This window comes from Methylobacterium sp. C1 (assembly GCF_001854385.1).
Taxonomy (GTDB): Bacteria; Pseudomonadota; Alphaproteobacteria; order Rhizobiales; family Beijerinckiaceae; genus Methylobacterium; species Methylobacterium radiotolerans.
Map to the genome: position 1 here is coordinate 5,180,373 of NZ_CP017640.1, position 18,986 is coordinate 5,199,358.

An 18,986-nucleotide genomic window follows, 5' to 3' on the forward strand; every position below is an offset into this window, starting at 1 on the left:
GCGGCGCGCGGGCCAGCAATCCCGGAAATGCCGGTTGCACATCTCTGTCGCGATCGGCGAGACAATCTTCAGCAAGCCAGCCATCCGCCAGCCAGCTCTCTGGAACGACTGTGTGCGGGCGGCTGTCATCATGCCTTATGCTTCTCACCGGGCGCTCGTCGCCCTCGGCGTCGTGCTGGCGACCCTGCCGGGCGCCCGGGCGGAGGAGGCCGGCCAGGCCGCGCTCCCCGAGCCCGCGATCGGCCTCGACACCCTGTCGGTCACCGCGACCAAGACCGCCGTCCCGGCCGTCGACGCCCTGGCGGGCACGAGCGTCGTCCCGCGGGCCGCGCTCGACCGTCTCCAGCCCGGGCGCCTGTCCGAGGTGCTGCGCGACGTGCCCGGCGTGATCACCCAGGAGAACCGGAACGACCCGGCGCAGGCGATCAACATCCGCGGCCTCCAGGATTTCGGCCGGGTGAACGTCCTGGTCGACGGGGCCCGGCAGGATTTCCAGGTCTCGGGCCACGGGGCCAACGGCGTGTTCTACCTCGATCCCGAGCTCGTCGGCGGCGTCGACGTCACCCGCGGGCCGACGGCGACGGTCTACGGCTCCGGCGCCATCGGGGGCGTCGCGGCGTTCCGCACCCGGTCGATCGACGACATCCTGGCTCCCGACGAGAGTACCGGCTTCGTGCAGAAGCAGGGCTTCGGCACGAACGGCCAGCGCTTCGTGAACAGCTCGGCGCTCGGCGCCCGCATCGGCACCGCCGCGGACGTGTTCGGGCAGTTCGTCTTCCGCGACACCGCGCCCTATCGCGACGGTGCCGGCCTGCCGGTGCCCGACACCGGCAGCGAGCTGAACGCGGGCCTCGCCAAGCTCACCCTCCGGCCGGCCGAGGGGCACGCGCTCCACGCCACGGCGCTCCTGCAGCGATTCGCCTTCGTCAACGGCGGCGATACCGGCGCGGGGGCCCGCTTCGCCAACGCCGTGCAGGCCGACACCGTCACCTTCGGCTACCGGTTCGCCCGACCGGACGTGCCGCTCGTCGACCTCAGCCTCGACGGCTACGCGACCACGACCCGCGACGCGCTGACCTTCCTGCAGGACTCGCCGCGCGGTCTCTACGGCCGGCTCGGCACCCGGGCCGGCGACCGCCTGACCTACGACCTCGCCACCGCGGGCTTCGACGCCCACAACACCGCCCGGTTCGAGACCGGCCCGGTCGCGCACGCGCTCACGCTCGGCGGCGACGGCGTGGCGAATCGCGTCCGGACCACCGACCAGGCCGGCGGCTTCGGCGCGGCCTTCACGCCGTCGGGACGGCGGGAGCTGGCCGGCGCCTTCCTCCAAGACGAGATCCGCGCCGCGCCGTGGCTGCGCATCGTCGGCGCGCTCCGGCACGACGGCTACCGGCTCGACGGCGGGGCCTATCGCGCGCGCGGCGCGCGGGTCTCGCCGAAGATCACGGTCGGCGTCGCGCCGGTCGGCGGCCTCGAACTCTACGGGACCTATGCCGAGGGCTACCGCGCGCCCACGATCACCGAGACGCTGATGGAGGGCATCCACCCGTTCCCGGCCTTCGCGATCCTGCCGAATCCGGCCCTGCGGCCGGAGGTGGCCCGCACCGTCGAGGGCGGCGCCAACCTGCGCGCCGACGGGGTGGTGGGGCCGGAGGACGCGCTGCGGGCCAAGCTCGCGCTGTTCGACACGGCGGTCGACGGCTTCATCGACATGCAGGCGGTCGGGCCGGCCTCCTACGTCCCGGCGATTCCCGGCGTCCCGGCCTCGATCTGCGCCGCCCGGCCCGGGCGCTTCCCCTGCGTGATCCCGGCCCGGTCCTACCAGTACCGGAACGTCGCCCGGGCCGACCTGTCGGGCGCGGAGCTGGAGGGGACCTACGACTGGGGCCGGGGCTTCGTGTCGTTCGCCGCCACCCACGTCGACGGCCGCGACCGCGCCACCCGCGAGAGCCTGCTCACGGTGCCGCCGGACCGGATCGGCACGACGCTGGGCCTGCGCTTCCTCGCCGACCGGCTCGTCGTGGGCACGCGCCTGACCCTGGTGGAGGCCCGCACCGACCTGCCCGCCGCCGCCCGGAGCCGGGCCACCAAGGCCTACGGGCTGGTGGACCTCTTCGCCACCTGCGCGGTCACCGACCGGATCACCGCGGACGTCGCCGTCCAGAACGTCCTCGACCGGCGCTACCGCGCGTACAACGACGCGCTGGCGAGCCCGGGCCTCGTCGCCAAGGCGTCGCTCAGCATCGCGTTCGCGACCCGGTAGGCGCGGCTAGCGGTAGCGCGACGGGTGGTACTCCCGGTAGCTCAGGCCGATCACGGCCGCGAGCAGGCCGGCTCCCCGGCACAGCGTGTAGCCGCCGCCGATCAGGGTCGCCGGCCTGAGGGACAGGCCGGCGACCCCGAGCCGCAGCAGGCCGCCGGCGAGGCGCGCGAAGCCGCGGCCCGCGTTGGCGAGCCGGCCGCTCACCGTCTCCGGGCGGAGCCGGCCGAGATAGGCCTCGACGCTGCCGCTGCGGTACCAGCGGGCCAGCAGCCAGCGCACCCGCATCCGGTGCGTCGGGATGCTGTCGTAGACCAGGGCCCTCTCGGCCCAGGCGATCCGGTGCCCGGCGAGCATCAGCGTCCGGAAGAAGAACGTGTCCTCGCCGCCCATGGTGTTGAAGCGCATGTCGAAGGACAGGCCCAGCGCCCGGATCACCCGCAGGTCCAGGAGCGCGTTGGCGGTGTAGCCGTCCTCCACGAAGCCGTCGCGGACCGGCAGGCGCTTGGCGAAGAAGCCCCCGGCGGCCGCCCAGGCGGGCGGAACCCGGTCGAAGAACGGCACGACCGGCCCGACGCAGGCCGCGACGCCCGCGGCGAGGGCGGTCTCGAGCAGGTTGCGGAGCCAGTCGCGGTCGGGGAACTCGTCGTCGTCGATCAGCGCGACCCAGTCCGCGCCGGCCGCGGAGGCCTCCGCGAGGCTCCGGTTGCGGACCGCGGCGAGGCCGCGGGTCTCCTCCCGGACGTAGGTGACCGGAAAGCGGCCGGTCGCCCGGTAGGCCTCAACCACCGGGACGGCGGCGCGGCCGCGCCCGTTGTCGATGATCAGGATGCGCAGGGCGGTCTCGGCGAGGCTGCCGAGCCGCTGCTGGTCCAGGGCCTTGAGCAGGCGCGCCAGCCCGACGGGCCGCTCGCAGGTGCAGATGCAGATGCACAGGCGCATCGTCTTACCTCTGTCCGATCGGGAGGGCGTGCGGCCGCGGCCGCAGGCGCTTGCCCGCCGCCTCCAGCAGCGTCGCGGCCAGGAACCGCCAGATCCGCGGATGCCGAAGCGCCAGCACGGTGCCCGCGAGCCACCGCCCGGCCTGGGCCGCCTCGATGACCTGGGCGATCAGCCGCGTCATCGCGAGGCCGTCTCGGTAGGCGTGGCTGCCGTGGCGGACCTCGGCGGACCGCGACCGGGCCTCCGCGAGGCGGCCACGCTCGGTCCGGGCCGCGAAGGCCGCGTCGAGGCGCGCGATGTCGCCCTGGCGCAGCCGGTGCGACAGGGAGCTCGGTCCGCGCCGATAGCCGTAACCGGCATAGGTGGTGACCACGAACCGCGCCCCGGCCGCAAGGGCTTCCAGGCACAGCAGGAAATCCTCGCCGATCCGGACGCCCTCGTCGTACCGGATGCCGTGCCGGCGCAGGATCTCGGCGCGCATCATGGGCTTGAGGTAGCCCAGCTTGGTGACCCGGCTGAGCATGTGGTTGCTGGTGATGTACTTGGCGAGATCGATCTCGAACAGGTACGGCTCCCGGCCGCCATCCAGCATGCCCGGCCCCTGCGGGTCGAACATGTCGGTGAACGGGATCGGGTTGTCGGCGACGATGTCGGCATCCGCCGCGAGCGCGAGATCGAGCAGGGTCCGGGTGCGGTCGGGCAGGATCAGGTCGTCGGCGTCGAGGATCGCGATCCAGCGGCCCCGGGCGGCGTTCAGGGCCGCGTTCCGGGCGCTCGACGGGCCCCGGGGGGCGCCCGGCCCGGCCTCGGCGAGGGGAATCACGCGGACCCGCGGGTCGGCCTCCGCCAGGCGCGCCAGCACGGAGGCGGTCCCGTCCCGCGAGCCGTCATCGACCGCCACGACCTCGACGGCGACGCCGGTCTGGGCCAGGGCGGAGCGGACGGCCGTCGCGATCCACGGCGCCGCATCGTGCGCGGCCATGATGAACGAGACGTCCACGAACGTGCCCCGAGCATCGGACAAGAGTTGATCCGCCATCGCGCTTCCTGGGCCGCCGGGCGCGGCCTCCGAGACCGCCCCCGACTTTGGCCGGAAGCGATCCGGGTGCACGACGCTCAAAGGGCGTAGGGCGGCGGCCATCCCCTCCCATTGCGGGGGATGGCCCCGGCGGCCGGCCGCGGTCAGCGTTCGTCGGAGGCCGTGTCGCCGGCGGCGCGGGAATTCCGGACGGTGAGGCCCTTCGCCAGAATCGCCCGGACGTGGGCGCGCAATCTTTGTTTTCTCGCCGCCGTGGCGGGAGAATCTTTTTCGAGGCTCGAATCGCCGGAGGCTGCCATGCCGAACGCCCCTGAGGCCCGTCACCGCGCGCCGCCATCGCCGAAGCGGCCGGAAGGGTGATCGGCGATACCTATAATGGATTATTTGGCTGGAATCTCGACATTATTGCAACGCAACCAACGAAAACAGTTTTGGTGTTTGTTAAGGTTTATGTCTCCTACTGAGCATTGTCGGACGTGGGCGAACTACGTAGGTAGTATCCGAGGGCCCTCCCGAGGGCAGCATTCAGGGAGGAGATGAGTGCCCAGTCGCTTCTATTTCGACATCGAGAACGGCGAGGAGACGATCCGCGACGCCCAGGGCGTGGAAGCCGAGGACTTGTCCGAGGCGCTGGCGGAGGCCCGCAGCGTGATCGACGAAATGGCGGGTGAACTGGAGGCCGCGGGACCGGGCGGCGCGTGGACGCTCGTCGTGCGCGACGCCACCGGAGCGGAGGTCGGCCGTCTGCCGATCAAGGGCTGAGCCGGAGGGCGGTCCCGGTCGCTGCGCGACGGGATTACGGACTGACCAGCGCGGAGGCGCCGACACGCCGGCGCGGGGCCCGCAGCAGGCGACGGGCCGGCCGCTCCAGGAGCCGCCACGACAGGTCCGCCAGCAGCAGCGTCAGCAGCAGGTCGAGCGCCATGGAGACCGAGCGCGGTCCGGCGACGTCGATGCCGACGAGGGCCAGCACCCGCTCCGCGTGGAGCGGCACGTGGAACAGGTAGGCGGCGTAGCTGATCACGCCGATCCGGCGCAGCCACGGGATCTCCAGGAGGGCGACCGCGCGGCCGTCCCGCAGCTGGACCACCTGCAGCAGCAGCAGCGCCGCCAGGACGCCGCTGAGGCGGCCGAGAATCAGCCACCAGCCGGTCGGCGCGATCAGGAGCGGCAGGGTCACGAACAGGATCAGCACGCCGGCCAGGGCGGCGTCGCGGGCAAGCCAGGCCGGGAGCGGCCGGGTGCGCAGGCCGGCGAGACCGCCCAGCGCGATCAGCCCGAGATTGGCGAGGGTGTCGACGTCGAAGCACCGCGGCGCGGCGCCCGCCCACAACAGGGCGCCGTGCATCAGGACGCTGATCCCGACCAGGAGCCAGCACAGCGCGCCGAGATGGCGCCGCGGCAGGAACAGGGCCGCCGGCGCGAACAGAAGGTAGAATTGCTGCTCGACGGCGAGACTCCAGAGATGGCCGAGCTCGGTCCCCCAGCCGTTCTGCTCGATGTAGATGTTCGTGACGTAGAACCACGTCGCGAGCTTGAACGCCTCGTCGCCGAGACTGGCCGGATCGCCGGGCCGGACCGTGTAGAGCACGAACAGGAAGACGTAGTAGACCGGCACGATCCGGGCCAGGCGGTTCCGGTAGAACAGCCCGAGGCTGCCGAGTGGCGTCGACGCGCCCGCCTCCACGGCCGTGCGGGCGGCGGCGAGGATCCGGACGATCAGAAAGCCGCTCAGGACGAAGAACAGCCACACGCCGGTCGTGCCGAGGGCCTCGGTCCTCGGGCTCGGCGCCTTGTGGCTGACGAAGACCATTAGGAACGCCAGGGCCCGCAGGCCGTCGAACCCGTTGATGCGGCGCTCTGAAGGGGCCACGGCGCGTCCCGTCCGGTGATCGACCGTGCCGGGGCAGAACGCGCCCGCGCGGTCGGGTCCGGCCGGGAGGGCCGGACACCCCGCCTTAGACCGGGCCTCGCGCGGGAGCCCCTACCTCGATCGGCGGACCGGACCTCCCCGAAAGCGGTCCCGCCGCCCGGCAGGGCCGTCAGCGGCGCCGGGTGAGCAGGACGACGAGGCCGACGGCGACGGCCGCCCCAGCCTGGGCGGAGAGCACCGCGAGCAGGAAACCCTTCGGTAGAACAACCGCGAAGCCGATCGCTCCTCCAATCAGCGCAGCGAAGACCAGCACGACCAGCAACGCCTTACCTCCATTGATGGATCGGCGGCCGTCTTGTTGCCGAACCTGTCGTGGGCCCAGTGTTGTCGCAAGGGTTTTGCCTGCGATCGACGCCCCTTCGGACCGGCCGAGAGCCGCCGAAGCCGGCTGCGGCGACGCTGGCCGGACCGGCCGGCTGCGCCCGTCGCTCCGCAAGTTCCGACCCCGTCTCGCCCCGAGTCAAGGAGCCGACATGTTGCGCCCGGCTGGGACCCCGACGCCGATCGAGTCGTCGACGCCGCAGGAAATGGTCGAGACGCTGAACGACGCGTTGGTCAAGACATTGCCGGCCCCGCGGCAGGCCGGCCCCGGCCTCCGGGTGAGCTGGGCGATGAAGCGCGTCCTCGACGCGAGCATCGCGCTGACGGCGCTGTTCCTGCTGCTGCCCCTGCTGCTGTTCATCGCGCTGCTGATCTGGGGCAGCGACGGCCGGTCGCCGATCTTCCGCCACAAGCGCCTCGGCCGGTACGGGCGCCCCTTCGGATGCCTGAAGTTCCGGTCCATGGTCGCGGACGGCGACGCGGTGCTGGCGCGGCATTTCGCCGAGAATCCCGAGGCCCGGGCCGAGTGGGAGGCGTCCTTCAAGCTCACCCACGATCCCCGCGTGACGGCGCTCGGCCACGTCCTGCGCAAGACCTCCCTCGACGAGCTGCCGCAGCTCTGGAACGTGCTGCGCGGCGAGATGAGCCTCGTGGGACCGCGGCCGATCGTCCAGGCCGAGGTCGTCCGCTACGGCGCCGACTTCACCGCCTGCTTCTCCGTCCCGCCGGGGCTGACCGGCCTGTGGCAGGTCTCCGGACGCAGCGATACCGGCTACGCCGAGCGCGTCGCCCTGGATTGCGCCTATGCCAGTCAGTGGAGCCTCACCCGCGACCTCGCCATCCTGTTCAAGACGGTCCCGGCCGTGTTGTGCCAGCGCGGCAGCCGCTAGCGCCATGACCGGGCGGCCACGCCGCGCCCGCCGCGGAGCGCACCGATGAAGGGCATGATGCTCAACGCCCTGCTGGGCGTGATGCTGGGCCGCTTCGGCTCGGTCTGGCGTCTGCTGGTCTTCGTCCCGATCGTGGCGGCCGAGGTCGGCTACGGCCTCGTCGTCTACAACCTGAGCGCCGGCGCGTGCCTGCGGCGCGGCACGGCGCTGCTGATCTGCGGACAGCTGGCCTTCCTGCTCGGCGCCCTGCTGCGGCCGATCGCCAACGAGCGCTGAACCGGCCCAGCGCGGCCCGGCGCGGCGACGCGGGCACGTCAGGCCGGATCCTCCTCGGCGGCCGGCGCCTGAAGGCAGAGGCGCCAGAACTCCACGAAGCCGGCGGCGTACGCGGCGATGACGAGGCTCGACCAATGCATCGCGTGGCTCCGGGCGCGTTCGAGGGCCCAGCCTGCCGCGGAGACGTTAAGATTTAGCCCCGCCCGGTCTCGGTTCCGGTGTGCGGGGGCCTGTGCGGAGCCGTGTGCGGGGCGATGTCCGGCGCGATGTCCGGGTCGATGTCAGGGGCGGTCTCCGGTGCGGCGTCCGCCCGCCGGTGTGGCTAGCGGCAGACGATCGATTCCTTGAAGCCGCACGGATCGCCCATCCGGGTGAACGCGACCCGCTCGAACAGCGCGGTGACCGGCTGTCCCGAGTACTCCGTCGGTCCGAGCCAGGAGGCGAAGTCCGGGCCCTGTCCCGACCAGACGCTGAGCATGATCTTGCTCGGGTGCGACGGGATCGGCCGGTCGGGCGTGCCGATGACCTCGCGCAGCAGGCGCCCGTTGACGTACCAGCGCAGGCGGTCGGGCAGCCACTCGAAGGCGTAGTCCGCGGTGGTGGTCGCGGCGTCGAAGCCGAGGGCGTCGAGGCTGACATGCTCGCCGACGCCGCCGACGAAGTAGTTGAGCTGGACCTTGCTCGTGTCCTTGCCGAGCCACTCGAAATCGATCTCGTCGTTCGTCCGCCGGTCGCCGTTCTCGGGGCCGTTATAGGTGAAGAACGCCGAGACCATGCCGGACCCGGCCCCGGCCCGCATCCGGACTTCGTAGGTGCCGTAGCCGTAGCGCTCGCGGGTCTGGATCTCGGCGCAGCTGAACGGGCGCTCCTTGTAGGTGATGTCCGTCAGGGACAGCGAGAGAGCGCCGGGCGTCGCGATCCGGGCGCGGTGCTTCGACCACGTGCAGCCCTGCCAGTCGCCGTTGACCCAGCCGTCCGAGACGTACCAGCGGCGGTCGTTCAGGCTGCTGAAGAGCTCCACGAAGGACGGGCCGCCCTGGGCGGCCGGAGCGGCGGCCGGCGGCGCGGCTGTCTCGCCCGCGCTCGCGGGGTAGGCCTGCAGGAGAAGCGTCGCCGCCACGCAGAGGCGGCGGCCCGGGGCGGACCAGATCGTCATGCGCACGTCCTCAAACCAGTCGCCGCAGGATCGCGGCGGCGCGCATCGTAGCGGCGGGGGCAATGCCGGCCGGCGATCATTCGGACGATCCGGCCCGGGCCGGCCCCCTCCTTTCGGACGATCTCGCGCGCCCCGCCGGGGTCGCCCTACCGTGCCGACGGACCGGCCGCGGCGCGGACCGGCCGGAGAGTCGCGGAGTCGTCCGGTGCGCAGCTTAGAGGCCTCGTCCCCCGTCCCGGAGGTCTGCGTCATCGTCGCCGCGCGGGACGCCGCGGACACGATCGGGACCGCCGTCGCCTCGGCGCTCCGGCAGCCGGAGGTCGCCGAGGTCATCGTCGTGGACGACGCCTCCGCGGACGCGACCGGCGCGGCCGCCGCGGCGGCCGACGACGGGTCGGGCCGCCTGCAGGTGATCCGGCTCGCCGAGAATGTCGGGCCCGCCGAGGCCCGGAACCGCGCCATCGCGGCGGCCCGGGCCCCGCTGCTCTGCATTCTCGACGCCGACGACTACTTCCTCGACGGCCGGCTCGGCCGGCTCCTGTCCGCGCCCCGGACCTGGGATCTGATCGCCGACGACATCGTCATGGTCCGCGGCCGCGAGGCCGCCTCCGCCGCCGGCCTCGTCACCGGACCGGGACGGCCGCAGCGGCTCACCCTCGCGACCTTCGTGACCGGCAACATCGCCCGCCCCGGCGCGAGCCGGCGCGAACTCGGCTTCCTGAAACCGATCATGCGGCGGGGTTTCCTGGACCGGCAGGGGCTGCGCTACGATCCGCGGCTGCGGCTCGGGGAGGATTACGCCCTCTACGTCGAGGCGCTGGCGGCCGGGGCGGTGTTCGCCGTGACGGCGCCCTGCGGCTACGTGGCGGTCGAGCGGTCGAACTCGCTGAGCGCGCAGCACCGGACCGACGACCTCGGGGCGATGCTGGCCTTCGACGACGCCGTGCTGGCCCGGCCGGGTCTCGGCCCGGAGGCCCGGGCGGCTCTCAGGGCCCACCGCGCCGCGACGGCGAAGCGCTGGCAGCACCGGCGCGTCCTCGACCGGCGGCGCGCCCAGGGGTACGCGGCAGCCCTGCGGGAACTGCTCGGCACGCCCCTGGCGTGGCGCCACATCCTGTCGGTGACCCTGGCGGCCAAGCTCGGGCGCCTCGTGCCGGCGCCCGCGCCCGATCGGGAGACCGGCCCGCGCCTGCTCCTCGGGCCGGAGCGCCGCCTCGAGCCGGCGCGCTGAGCCGGCGCCTCGAGCCGGGTCGGCGCCTCGGACCGGCCCGGTCCGTCAGCGGTCGCGGTCTTCCTTGCGCGCCCGCACGGCCGCCACGTCGGACCGGACGTCGTCCAGCGCGCTGCGGACCCGCTCCAGGGCCGTGGTGAACGTCGCGTCCGGGTCCGGGTCGACGGCGCCCGGCGCAGTCCCGTGACGGAAGCTGTCCAGCAGGTAGGGCATCATCTTGCCGTGGAGCGCCGCGTAGGCGCCGGGGCTGGACAACTCGTAGACGACCGCGAGGGCGTGATAGGCTCGGACGAGAACCTCGAGTGCGACATCCGCACTGCGCGCCGCTCGATCGCAATTATCGCTGCCCATCGTCGTGCTTGATAATTTATCGCTGCCCCTTTCGCCGGGTAACATGCCGACCTAAGACTGTCGACGTTGGGGAGCGTTGCAATCTTCGATCCCCTATGGCGCGGGGCCGTTTATCCGAGCGGCATGGCTCGACTGCAACAGTCGATGATCAGAGGGCGTCAGTTCAAGGTTTCGTCTAGCCCCGCATGTGCCGCGTCGGCCGGATCATTGTGGCGATCTTGTTCTCGACCTCGACCAGGACGCTGTTCACAAGGTGAATGGCGCCGTCAACGGTCCCGGTTGTCAGGCTCTCGTTGCGGCTTGTTTCCTGGATGATGCGGAAATTGTCCTCGACGAACGAGCGGATCTTCTGCTGGACGTCGCCGAACTCACCCGGATGGGCCGTCTCGTAGAGCAGCGCCAGGGCCAGGTAGGCGCGCCCCACCATGTCCAGCGCCAGGGTCGTGCTGACCTCAGAATGTCCGGCGTCCGGGGTCGACACGACGACTGAATTTCCTGTCGGATGTTAGTTTTCTACACTAACATGGACTTTATTCGGCGCCAACCGCGCCGAAGAACGGCGGTGTGGATTCTGCATCGGGTCCCCGCGGCCAGCGGCAGGCTCGCGGCGGCGAGGGGCGTCGGCTTCAGGAAGCCGAGACGGCGCGGGGACGTTGCGGGCCGGGATCGGCACGCTCCCGCCAGCGGGGCCGCGCCGCGGCAGGGGCGGCGGATCGCCGGCACGCCCACCCCGTTCGCGCCGCTCCGAGGCGCGGTCCGTCCGGTGTCGTCCGGTCCGGCCCTAGCGGCCGGCGGTGGCCCGACGCCCGGCGCTGTCCCGGCGCGGCGCCAGATCCTGCTCGATCCGCAGCTTGAGCCCGAGGATCCGGTTGTGCCGCGCCATCGCGAGGAGCGACTCGGCCGTCCCGACATCGCCGCGCATCCGCAGCGTGTGGGCGGCGAGCGCCATCTGGGCGGCCATCGCGTCCGCCTGATGGGCGGCGTTCGGGGCGTTCTGAGAGAGGGGCATTCCGGCCATGGCTGCCACGGTTCGAGGGCAGGCCCGATCCTCCGGACGATCCGTTAACGATATCTTAAGGCCCGCTCCGCGGCACCGGCCGCTCCGGCCGGGCCCTTACTTCCGGATGGGCAGCCGACCGACCAGCCAGCCCTCCTCGTTGCGCACGAGGAGGGTCCAGGGCGGCTCCTGGCCGCTTCCCGTAATCTCGTCGGCCATCTCGGCGATCACGCTGCGCGCCTCGAACAGGGCTTCTTCAAGGCCGGCAGCCTCAACCCCCACAAGGTCGTGGATCGTCTCCTCGGCATTTGCGATCTCGAAGTAGAAACGCGCCGCCAACAGGGTTCTCCTCCGCCGGAACTCTTCGGGGAGTTCAGTTCTATAGATCGGTGTTAGCATCTTAGCCGGTCGCGCTCCCCGACAAAGTGCTCGGGAAAAAGCAGCCTGTCTCTGACAATTCGGGTGATGCGCCGGGGAAATGTTCGCGCGATCGTCGGCCGGCGGCGCCCTGTAAGCCGAATGGCGTAGCTGCCCGGCCGCCGCCATGGCCGGATGGCGAAGTCCGCCGCGGACCGGTCGCGCGTGCGGGCCGGGCCGCGGCGGGTTCGGGCCGGTATCGTCGAATCGCCGGCGCTACGCCGGATCGGCAGAGTCGCGTACGCCTAAGATATGATGTTGGTCGCCCCGTCGGGCCGCCGTAGACCCGAGCGTCGGTGCGCTCGCGGCGAGGACTCCATGAACATCACGATGGTCGGGTCGGGCTACGTCGGTCTGGTCTCCGGCGCGTGCTTTGCGGATTTCGGCCACAGGGTCGTGTGCGTCGACAGCAATCGCGGCCGGATCGACGCGCTGAATGCCGGCCGGATGCCGATCTACGAGCCGGGCCTCGAGGCTCTCGTCGCCGAGAACGTCCGTCAGGATCGCCTGTCCTTCATCACCGACCTGGAGGCGGCGGTCGGGCAGGCGGACGCGGTGTTCATCGCGGTGGGCACGCCCTCCCGCCGCGGCGACGGCTTCGCCGACCTGAGCTTCGTCTACGCGGCTGCCCGGAGCATCGCGCGCGCGCTGCGCGGCTTCACCGTGGTGGTGACCAAGTCGACCGTGCCGGTGGGCACCGGCGACGAGGTCGAGCGCATCATCCGCGAGACCAACCCCGGGGCGCAGTTCGCGGTCGTGTCGAACCCCGAGTTCCTGCGCGAGGGCGCGGCCATCGCCGACTTCAAGCGCCCCGACCGCATCGTCGTCGGCACCGATGAGCCGCGGGCCGTTGCGGTCATGGAGCAGATCTACCGCCCGCTCTACCTCAACGCCGCCCCGATCGTGGCGATGAGCCGCCGGACCGCCGAGCTGACCAAGTACGCGGCGAACGCGTTCCTGGCGGCGAAGATCACGTTCATCAACGAGGTCGCGGACCTGTGCGAGGCGGTGGGCGCGGACGTGCAGGCGGTCGCGCGCGGCATCGGCCTGGACAACCGGATCGGGTCGAAGTTCCTGCACGCCGGGCCGGGCTACGGCGGCTCGTGCTTCCCCAAGGACACGCTGGCGCTGGTCAAGACGGCGCAGGACGCCGGCACGCCGCTGCGGCTGGTCGAGACGGTGGTGGCGGTCAACGACCAGCGCAAGCGCGCGATGGCGCGCAAGGTGATCAGGGCCTGCGGCGGCTCGGTGCGGGGCAAGACGGTGGCGCTGCTCGGCCTGACCTTCAAGCCGAACACCGACGACATGCGCGACGCGCCCTCGCTGGCGATCGTGGCCGGCCTGCAGGATGCCGGCGCCGTGGTCCGCGCCTACGATCCCGAGGGCATGGAGCAGGCGCGCCCGCTCCTGCCCGGCGTCGCCTTCGCGGAGGATGCCTATCACTGCGCCGAGGGCGCGGACGTGCTGGTCCTCGTCACCGAATGGGACGCGTTCCGGGCGCTGGACCTCGACCGGCTGCGGGCGGTGATGCAGCGACCGGTCCTCGTGGATCTCCGCAACGTCTACCGGGCCGACGACGTCCGGGCTCACGGCTTCGCCTACAGCAGCGTGGGCCGCCCCGCCGCGCCCGGGGACGAGGCCGAGATCCCGCCGGCTCCCCATCGCGCGGACGCCGCCGCGACGGCGTGAGGCGGGGCCGACATCGGCGGATGGAAGCCCCGCAGATCCTCGGGATCGCCGACCCGGCGCGCGACCTTTCCGGCACGCGGGATCTCCGCCCGGCCGGCGGGCGGGTCGAGACGGCGGCGACGCCGACCTGCGGCGTCGAGGCCGCGCCGATCGCGCCGGGCGGGTGATCCGCCCGCCTCCCTGACCGGTCCGATAACAAACGGACCCCCTCGCGGGCCGCCCGAACAGGCGGCCCGCGAGGGGGCCCCGAAGCTCCGTCCGGCGCGCCGGACCGGATCTCTGCCCGGGCGGCCCCGCCGCGGCGGGGCCAGCGCCGGAGCGGTCAGGCCGCCGGGGCCTTCACGCTCGCCAGGCTGGAATCTTCCCGGAGGAAGTACTTGTTGGTCAGGTAGGCGACCTCGGTCCGGTTCTTGGCCTTGAGCTTCTTCATGATGTTGCGGACGTGAACCTTCACGGTGCTCTCGCACATGTTGAGCTCGTACGCGATGATCTTGTTCGGCGTCCCCTTCCGGAGCGCCCGGGCCACGCAGAGCTGCCGCGGCGAGAAGATATCGTCGTCCCCGGCCTCGACCGGCTCGTCCACCTTGATGTTGGCCAGCAGGGGGAGGAGGCACTCGGCCGGGATGTAGACGCCGCCCGCCTGCACGAGCTGGAGGGCCTGCAGGGCGATGTCCACGGAGGTCGTCGTCGGGATGTAGCCTTTGACGCCGAGCTTGATGATCCGCACGATCTGGTCGAGGTTCTCGCCGTCCGAGATGACGGCCACCGGCGGAGCGCCGGCCTCGCCCTGCAGGAACGCCAGTTCCCGCGTGATCTCGGTCCACTCGGTCTCGGTCAGGTTGCCGTCGGGCCGGCAGAGCACGACCACGCTCGCGGGGACGAACGGCTTCTGCCGCTTCCACGATTCGATGTCCGCGAAGACCTCGAACGAGGTCTGCCGGTCGGCCTCGCTGAGAGAGGCGGCGAGGCATCGGCCGACGAGCTGCCGTCGATCGATGATGACGATGCGGCTGGAGCGGCCCCGGGACTGGTCCCGTTGCTCGACGACGACCGGGCTGTCACCGGCATGTGCACCCGAAAAGCCGCCGCGGCTTTCGGCCGTGTCCCGCTCAACGAGGGTGAGCGCGTCTCGAGTACCAAGACTGGCCATAGAGAATTACCTCCTTTCGAAGGAAGCCGAATGTCAGCGATGACGGGATACCCAATGCGCTCGCCGACGGCGTGACACTGAGATACGCGGTGGCGCCGGTCGCCTTGGGCGATTGCCGATGACCACGGAAACAATGCTAGCTTTCGTAAAATCGTCTGTAAATACCCTATCTGAATCTAAACGCTTAAATTGCGGGGCTAAATACAATCATCGGGCACTACGTACGTACACGGTGATTTGTTTGGGTGCGGGGGGCGGCGCTGATGGAGAGATGCATTCGCAAGGTCATCCGCCAGCGGTCGGTGACCCGACGCAAGATCTTTCCGAATCTAGGCGCGCGAATGCCAGATTTAGAAATATGGAAATGTTGCCTCCTGTATCTCTGCTTATTGCGAGTGCGTCTTGGCAAGGCTTCGATCGCAATTCAGTGATCTGGGTTCGATGTCCCTATTCGGGGCGATAGTATTCGGTCGGTTTAGGCTCGCTTTACCTGGCTGAGGCTAAAAGGCAACATGCGTACACGGTTGTTTACCATGTTGGGGTCCGAGTACTGATTTCGTTGGTACGGCGCTGTACCGAACGGCACGCGCCGCGGGCGGGACAGCCGCCCCGTGCGCTGTCCGGCGCGGCGGGCGAATCACCGGCGAGTCCCGGCCGGGCTCGGAGCCGCCGCGGCGGCGACCTAGTCGAGCCGGACCAGGAGGTCGCGCATGCCGCCGACATCGACGAACGCGGCGAGGTCGCGGGCGAGCAGGTCGGCATGTCGCTCCGCGTAGGCGGCCGGCGTCAGCGTCCGCAGGAACGAAGTCACCGAGTCCGCGAGCGGCTCGGGAAACGCCCAGCCCAGGCGTTCCGCCACCGCGTAGCGGCCGCTGGCCGTCGCGGCGCGCGCCAGAGTCAGGGCGCCGCACAGGCCGCCCTCGTAGAGCCGGTTCGGCAGGAGCCAGTCCGAATTCAGTCCGTCATCGAGGTAATCGACGGCCCAACTGAAGTGAATCCCACTGTAAATCTCCGGAAGATCGCGGGGATTGGCGTAGGGACCACGGAACGACATGTTCGGCCGGCCGTCCAGCGTGTCCGCCAGGGCGCGCGGGGCGATGTCCTCCTCGGAGAGGCGCCCGGCCAGGACGATCCGCACCGAGTCGCCGAGGGCGTCCGCGATGGCGGCGAGGATCGTCAGGCTCCGGCGGCAGCGCAGCGTCCCGAACCAGCCGATCACCCAGGGCGGCTCCGCCGTCCGGGTGCGGTCCAGGCGGGTCGACACCTCGCCGAGGCGGTGGCCCATGACCTTGTTCTCGAGGAGGTGCCACGCGCCGGCGAAGCCCTGGACGGGCCGGAAATACCGGTCGATGAAATCCGGGGCGCTGACGACGAGGAGGTCGCTTTGGCCGAGGAGCCAGCGCTCGACCGCGCGGGCGATCCGCCCCGGGGCGTCCCGCCGGACCATCAGCCGCTGGATGTCGAGCACCTCGTAGACGAGGCGCGCGCGGCTCCCGGCGAGGCGCGCCGCGGCCCAGGCCACGAGAGCCATGTCGAGGTTGCGCACGTAGATCACGTCCGCCGCGCGCAGGTCGCGCCGGCGGCGCAGCGCCCGGGCGATGCCGACGGCGAGGCGGGGCAGGCGGCGGGCGTAGTTCCGGTCGACGGTCAGGCCGAGGGGGACGACGTCGTCCGCCACCGGGGCCTCGGCCACCACCCCGCCGGGGCGGTCCCGCTCGAAGGCGTACACGGTGACCGACCACCCGGCGTCCCGGATGGCGTCGACCCGCTTCCGGACCGTGGGCTCGGCCCTGTCGTGTCCGAAGAAGGCGACGCGGCGGCCGCGCGCGGTCGCGGGGGCGGTCGCGAGCGCGGCGACCGGGGCCGGCGCGTAGGCCGCCACGGGGTCGAGGCCTTCGGCGCGCGGGCCGGTCACGAGGCCGCCTGAGTCGCGCCGCGGGCGTTGCGCCGGGCCGCGGCCCAGCGGGTCAGCGCGCCGCGCAGGCCGCCGCGCCGGACCGTCGGGCCGTCGTTGGTCTTGTTGAGCACGATGCCCAGAACGGTGCTGCCGCCCGACTCGAGGTCGTGCACGGCGGCGGCGACGTCGTCGATGCTGGTCCGGCCCGCCTCCACCACGATGATCAGGCCGTCGAGTCCGTCGAGCAGCGGCCGGAGGGTGGGGAGCTCGTCCACCGGCGGCAGGTCGACGACGACGCGGTCGAGGGCGGGGCGTCCGTCACCGACCACGGCGGCGACGCCCTCCGGCGTCATCAGGTCGCTGAAATGGGGATCGTTCGGGTGGCGGTTGCCGCAGGCGAGCAGGCGGACCTCGCCGGGCTGGGGCCGGACCGCCTCGGTGGCGCAGCAGCGGCCGGCGAGCACGTCGAGGAGGCCGCGCTGCTCGGTGGCCTGGCTGAGCCGCGAGAGCGTGGCCTGCCGCACGTCGGCGTCGATCATCAGCACCCGCCCGGAACTCGAGCGGGCGCGGGCGAGGAGCTGGCCGAAATTGCTCGCGAACAGGGTCTTGCCCGCGCCGGTCCCCACCGAGGTGACGCCGATCGCGAAGACCGGGCCGCGGCGGTCGCTGCCGAGGACGTGGGCCTTGAGGCTGTGCAGGCGCTCGACGAACACCGATTGCGGCATGAACCGCACGGCGCTCGCCCGGAACGCCTCGACGCTGGCCGGGCGCTGCGCCTCGTTGGCGTGGGCCTGCGCCAGCGCCAGGGCCGCCCGGAAGCCGGGCTCGCGCCGCAGCTCGGGGAGGGCGGCGAGGCAGGTCAGGCCGTGCCCGGTCAGCTGCCGGGGCGTGCGGATCGTCCGGTCGAACCAGTGCCGCGCGAAGGCGCCGCTGACGCCGAACCCGGTGCCGACCAGCAGACCGAGCAGCATGATCAGGCTGCCGCGGGGCGCGCTCGGGGATTCCGGCACGGTCGCGGGCGTGATCACGTGGGCGGAGGGCTGCGGGTAGGATTGCTGGTTGACGGCGTCGATGTAGCGCTGGAGCAGGTTCGTGTAGATCTGGTCGTAGGTCTCGGCGGTGCGGTCGAGTTCCTTCGCCTTGACCCGGGCGTTGCTCATGATCAGCGTCTTCGAGATCAGGGCGTCGAAGGCCGCCGTCATGCTGTCCTCGCGCGCCTTGGCGACCTCGTAATCGTGGTCGAGGGACACGGCGAGGCGCTCGAGCTCGGTGCGCAGCGACTGCTTGGCCGCCTGGATGTCCCGCTGGATCGCCTGGACCGCCTCGTGGTCGGGGCCGAGGCGGCGCTTCAGGTCGTCGGCGCGCTGCACGAGGTCGACGTACTGCCGGCGCAGCTGGATGATCACGCTGTCCTTGAAGGCCTCGGTGATCCCCGGATCGGCGATGTCGGAATCGAGGAGCCCGCGGATCTGGTCGCGCACCGCGCGGGCGTCGACGGTCTTGGACCGGGCGGCGGCCACGGCGGTGTTGAGCTCCTCGACCTGCTGCTCGCCCACGAGGCCGCGCTTGCCGAGGTCGATGATGGTGTGCTCGGCCTTGTAGGTCTGGGCCTCGCGCGAGGCCTGGCTGGCGCGCTGCTGGAGTTCCTTCAGGCGCGGCAGCATCCACTCGCCGGCGACCTTCCAGACCTGGGCCCGGTTCTCCAGCTCGGTGCTGACATAGGCCTCGGCCACCGCGTTCGCGACGGCCGCCGCCGTGGCGGGATTGTCGGCGCTGTAGCCGACCTCGATGACGTAGGCGGCGCCGATGCGGCTGGCCTCGACGTTCTCGCGCAGCGTCCGCGCCTGGCGCAGGTCCGGGCTCACGGGAGCGGGCTCGCGGACCGGCCGCTCGGCGCCGATCAGCCGGAGGGCCTGCGCCTTGGCGGCCTTCACGAACTCCCGGACCTTCGCGACGAGCGGGTGCGTCGGCGTCGCCAGATCCCGCAGGGCCGACCCGTCGAGCCTGTGCACGGCGGCGAGGGCGATCTTCTCCGAGCGGATGTACTCGACCTGGCTCTCGACCTCGGCGATCTCGAGCGGGGTCCCGGCGTTGGGCGTGTCGCGGGCCGTGACCGGGCTGGAGCGGCTCTCGATGTAGACGCGGGCCCGGGCCGTGAAGATGGCCGGCGCGGTCGCGACGTAGATCCCGGCGCAGACCAGCCCGACGGCGGCGAAGGCCAGGATCGACCGCCAGTTCTGCCGCGCGATGGTCAGGATCGAGACCTGGGACTCCGTCTCGGGCGAGAAGGGCTGGCCGCGCCAGGCTCCGGTCCCGCCGGGGCGGGTCGCACCGATCGGCAGGAAGGACGCGCTGGTCGAGTGTCGGTTCATGGATCTCTCCTCGCCGCGGCGGTCACCGCCCCGGAGCGCTCTCCGTCAAGGGGACGCCGGCT

General features: G+C 71.8%; 19 protein-coding genes. 7 read left to right on the forward strand and 12 right to left on the reverse strand.

Annotated elements, in window-relative coordinates; translation table 11 throughout:
- The first annotated feature begins 130 nt into the window (after positions 1 to 130).
- Complete coding sequence (locus tag BKE41_RS23945; RefSeq protein WP_071000747.1) at positions 131 to 2,266, forward strand: TonB-dependent hemoglobin/transferrin/lactoferrin family receptor; 2,136 nt, start codon at positions 131 to 133, stop codon at positions 2,264 to 2,266.
- A 6-nt stretch (positions 2,267 to 2,272) separates the two neighbouring features.
- Here BKE41_RS23945 and BKE41_RS23950 read toward each other — a convergent pair whose 3' ends face one another.
- On the reverse strand, positions 2,273 to 3,205 hold the full coding sequence (locus BKE41_RS23950; protein WP_012321511.1) for a glycosyltransferase: 933 nt from the start codon (positions 3,203 to 3,205) through the stop codon (positions 2,273 to 2,275).
- Between the two features lie 4 nt (positions 3,206 to 3,209).
- Entirely contained in the window at positions 3,210 to 4,229 is a 1,020-nt protein-coding gene (locus BKE41_RS23955) for a glycosyltransferase (RefSeq protein WP_245295832.1), read from the reverse strand.
- A gap of 555 nt (positions 4,230 to 4,784) precedes the next feature.
- On the opposite strand from BKE41_RS23955, the gene BKE41_RS23960 reads away from it, so the two are divergent.
- Positions 4,785 to 5,006 carry a hypothetical protein gene (locus tag BKE41_RS23960; protein ID WP_012321513.1) on the forward strand — a complete coding sequence of 74 codons (222 nt, stop codon included), beginning with the start codon at positions 4,785 to 4,787 and terminating at the stop codon, positions 5,004 to 5,006.
- Positions 5,007 to 5,040: 34 nt separating this feature from the next.
- Here the strand turns inward: BKE41_RS23960 and BKE41_RS23965 are convergent, their stop codons facing one another.
- Entirely contained in the window at positions 5,041 to 6,117 is a 1,077-nt protein-coding gene (locus BKE41_RS23965; protein ID WP_029360035.1) for an acyltransferase, read from the reverse strand.
- A 169-nt stretch (positions 6,118 to 6,286) separates the two neighbouring features.
- On the reverse strand, positions 6,287 to 6,439 hold the full coding sequence (locus BKE41_RS31760) for a hypothetical protein (protein WP_012321515.1): 153 nt from the start codon (positions 6,437 to 6,439) through the stop codon (positions 6,287 to 6,289).
- 211 nt (positions 6,440 to 6,650) lie between these two features.
- On the opposite strand from BKE41_RS31760, the gene BKE41_RS23970 reads away from it, so the two are divergent.
- Together BKE41_RS23970 and BKE41_RS23975 are read left to right on the forward strand one after the other, a co-directional pair.
- Positions 6,651 to 7,388: a sugar transferase gene (locus BKE41_RS23970; protein ID WP_076729977.1), complete on the forward strand. Its 738-nt coding sequence runs from the start codon at positions 6,651 to 6,653 to the stop codon at positions 7,386 to 7,388.
- Positions 7,389 to 7,433: 45 nt separating this feature from the next.
- Positions 7,434 to 7,664: a hypothetical protein gene (locus BKE41_RS23975; protein ID WP_012321517.1), complete on the forward strand. Its 231-nt coding sequence runs from the start codon at positions 7,434 to 7,436 to the stop codon at positions 7,662 to 7,664.
- A gap of 322 nt (positions 7,665 to 7,986) precedes the next feature.
- On the opposite strand, the gene BKE41_RS23980 is transcribed toward BKE41_RS23975, so the two are convergent.
- The gene (locus BKE41_RS23980; protein ID WP_012321519.1) at positions 7,987 to 8,820 is read right to left on the reverse strand and encodes a glycoside hydrolase family 16 protein; all 834 of its coding nucleotides are present in this window, start codon (positions 8,818 to 8,820) and stop codon (positions 7,987 to 7,989) included.
- A gap of 205 nt (positions 8,821 to 9,025) precedes the next feature.
- Between BKE41_RS23980 and BKE41_RS23985 the strand changes: the two genes are divergently transcribed.
- Positions 9,026 to 10,051 carry a glycosyltransferase gene (locus BKE41_RS23985; protein ID WP_012321520.1) on the forward strand — a complete coding sequence of 342 codons (1,026 nt, stop codon included), beginning with the start codon at positions 9,026 to 9,028 and terminating at the stop codon, positions 10,049 to 10,051.
- 45 nt (positions 10,052 to 10,096) lie between these two features.
- Here the strand turns inward: BKE41_RS23985 and BKE41_RS23990 are convergent, their stop codons facing one another.
- The 4 genes from BKE41_RS23990 to BKE41_RS24005 all read right to left on the reverse strand — a co-directional run bounded on the left by BKE41_RS23990 (position 10,097) and on the right by BKE41_RS24005 (position 11,738).
- The gene (locus BKE41_RS23990; RefSeq protein ID WP_024828703.1) at positions 10,097 to 10,402 is read right to left on the reverse strand and encodes a hypothetical protein; all 306 of its coding nucleotides are present in this window, start codon (positions 10,400 to 10,402) and stop codon (positions 10,097 to 10,099) included.
- Positions 10,403 to 10,577: 175 nt separating this feature from the next.
- Positions 10,578 to 10,883: a hypothetical protein gene (locus BKE41_RS23995; protein WP_012321522.1), complete on the reverse strand. Its 306-nt coding sequence runs from the start codon at positions 10,881 to 10,883 to the stop codon at positions 10,578 to 10,580.
- Positions 10,884 to 11,183: 300 nt separating this feature from the next.
- Positions 11,184 to 11,420 (reverse strand): hypothetical protein, encoded by a 237-nt coding sequence (locus BKE41_RS24000; RefSeq protein WP_012321523.1) that lies wholly within the window; start codon positions 11,418 to 11,420, stop codon positions 11,184 to 11,186.
- Positions 11,421 to 11,516: 96 nt separating this feature from the next.
- Positions 11,517 to 11,738, reverse strand: a complete 222-nt coding sequence (locus BKE41_RS24005) for a hypothetical protein (RefSeq protein ID WP_012321524.1) — start codon at positions 11,736 to 11,738, stop codon at positions 11,517 to 11,519.
- A 396-nt stretch (positions 11,739 to 12,134) separates the two neighbouring features.
- Here BKE41_RS24005 and BKE41_RS24010 point away from each other — a divergent pair, with 396 nt between their 5' ends.
- Together BKE41_RS24010 and BKE41_RS31285 are read left to right on the forward strand one after the other, a co-directional pair.
- Complete coding sequence (locus BKE41_RS24010; protein WP_024828702.1) at positions 12,135 to 13,505, forward strand: UDP-glucose/GDP-mannose dehydrogenase family protein; 1,371 nt, start codon at positions 12,135 to 12,137, stop codon at positions 13,503 to 13,505.
- A gap of 20 nt (positions 13,506 to 13,525) precedes the next feature.
- Positions 13,526 to 13,672 carry a hypothetical protein gene (locus BKE41_RS31285; RefSeq protein WP_012321526.1) on the forward strand — a complete coding sequence of 49 codons (147 nt, stop codon included), beginning with the start codon at positions 13,526 to 13,528 and terminating at the stop codon, positions 13,670 to 13,672.
- A gap of 155 nt (positions 13,673 to 13,827) precedes the next feature.
- Here the strand turns inward: BKE41_RS31285 and BKE41_RS24015 are convergent, their stop codons facing one another.
- The 3 genes from BKE41_RS24015 to BKE41_RS24025 form a co-directional block, all read right to left on the reverse strand.
- The gene (locus BKE41_RS24015; RefSeq protein ID WP_012321527.1) at positions 13,828 to 14,655 is read right to left on the reverse strand and encodes a response regulator transcription factor; all 828 of its coding nucleotides are present in this window, start codon (positions 14,653 to 14,655) and stop codon (positions 13,828 to 13,830) included.
- 682 nt (positions 14,656 to 15,337) lie between these two features.
- Positions 15,338 to 16,570, reverse strand: a complete 1,233-nt coding sequence (locus BKE41_RS24020; RefSeq protein ID WP_012321528.1) for a glycosyltransferase — start codon at positions 16,568 to 16,570, stop codon at positions 15,338 to 15,340.
- Positions 16,567 to 18,924, reverse strand: a complete 2,358-nt coding sequence (locus tag BKE41_RS24025) for a polysaccharide biosynthesis tyrosine autokinase (protein ID WP_071000189.1) — start codon at positions 18,922 to 18,924, stop codon at positions 16,567 to 16,569. Before BKE41_RS24025 ends, BKE41_RS24020 begins: the two co-directional genes overlap by 4 nt.
- Positions 18,925 to 18,986 lie beyond the last annotated feature (62 nt).

Bases quoted from the DNA above. Each gene is read 5' to 3' on its own strand.
- BKE41_RS23945 (WP_071000747.1), top strand. From the start codon at position 131: ATGCCTTATGCTTCTCACCGGGCGCTCGTCGCCCTCGGCGTCGTGCTG.
- BKE41_RS23950 (WP_012321511.1), bottom strand. From the start codon at position 3,205: ATGCGCCTGTGCATCTGCATCTGCACCTGCGAGCGGCCCGTCGGGCTG.
- BKE41_RS23970 (WP_076729977.1), top strand. From the start codon at position 6,651: ATGTTGCGCCCGGCTGGGACCCCGACGCCGATCGAGTCGTCGACGCCG.
- BKE41_RS23975 (WP_012321517.1), top strand. From the start codon at position 7,434: ATGAAGGGCATGATGCTCAACGCCCTGCTGGGCGTGATGCTGGGCCGC.
- BKE41_RS23980 (WP_012321519.1), bottom strand. From the start codon at position 8,820: ATGACGATCTGGTCCGCCCCGGGCCGCCGCCTCTGCGTGGCGGCGACG.
- BKE41_RS23990 (WP_024828703.1), bottom strand. From the start codon at position 10,402: ATGGGCAGCGATAATTGCGATCGAGCGGCGCGCAGTGCGGATGTCGCA.
- BKE41_RS24000 (WP_012321523.1), bottom strand. From the start codon at position 11,420: ATGGCCGGAATGCCCCTCTCTCAGAACGCCCCGAACGCCGCCCATCAG.
- BKE41_RS24010 (WP_024828702.1), top strand. From the start codon at position 12,135: ATGAACATCACGATGGTCGGGTCGGGCTACGTCGGTCTGGTCTCCGGC.
- BKE41_RS31285 (WP_012321526.1), top strand. From the start codon at position 13,526: ATGGAAGCCCCGCAGATCCTCGGGATCGCCGACCCGGCGCGCGACCTT.
- BKE41_RS24015 (WP_012321527.1), bottom strand. From the start codon at position 14,655: ATGGCCAGTCTTGGTACTCGAGACGCGCTCACCCTCGTTGAGCGGGAC.
- BKE41_RS24025 (WP_071000189.1), bottom strand. From the start codon at position 18,924: ATGAACCGACACTCGACCAGCGCGTCCTTCCTGCCGATCGGTGCGACC.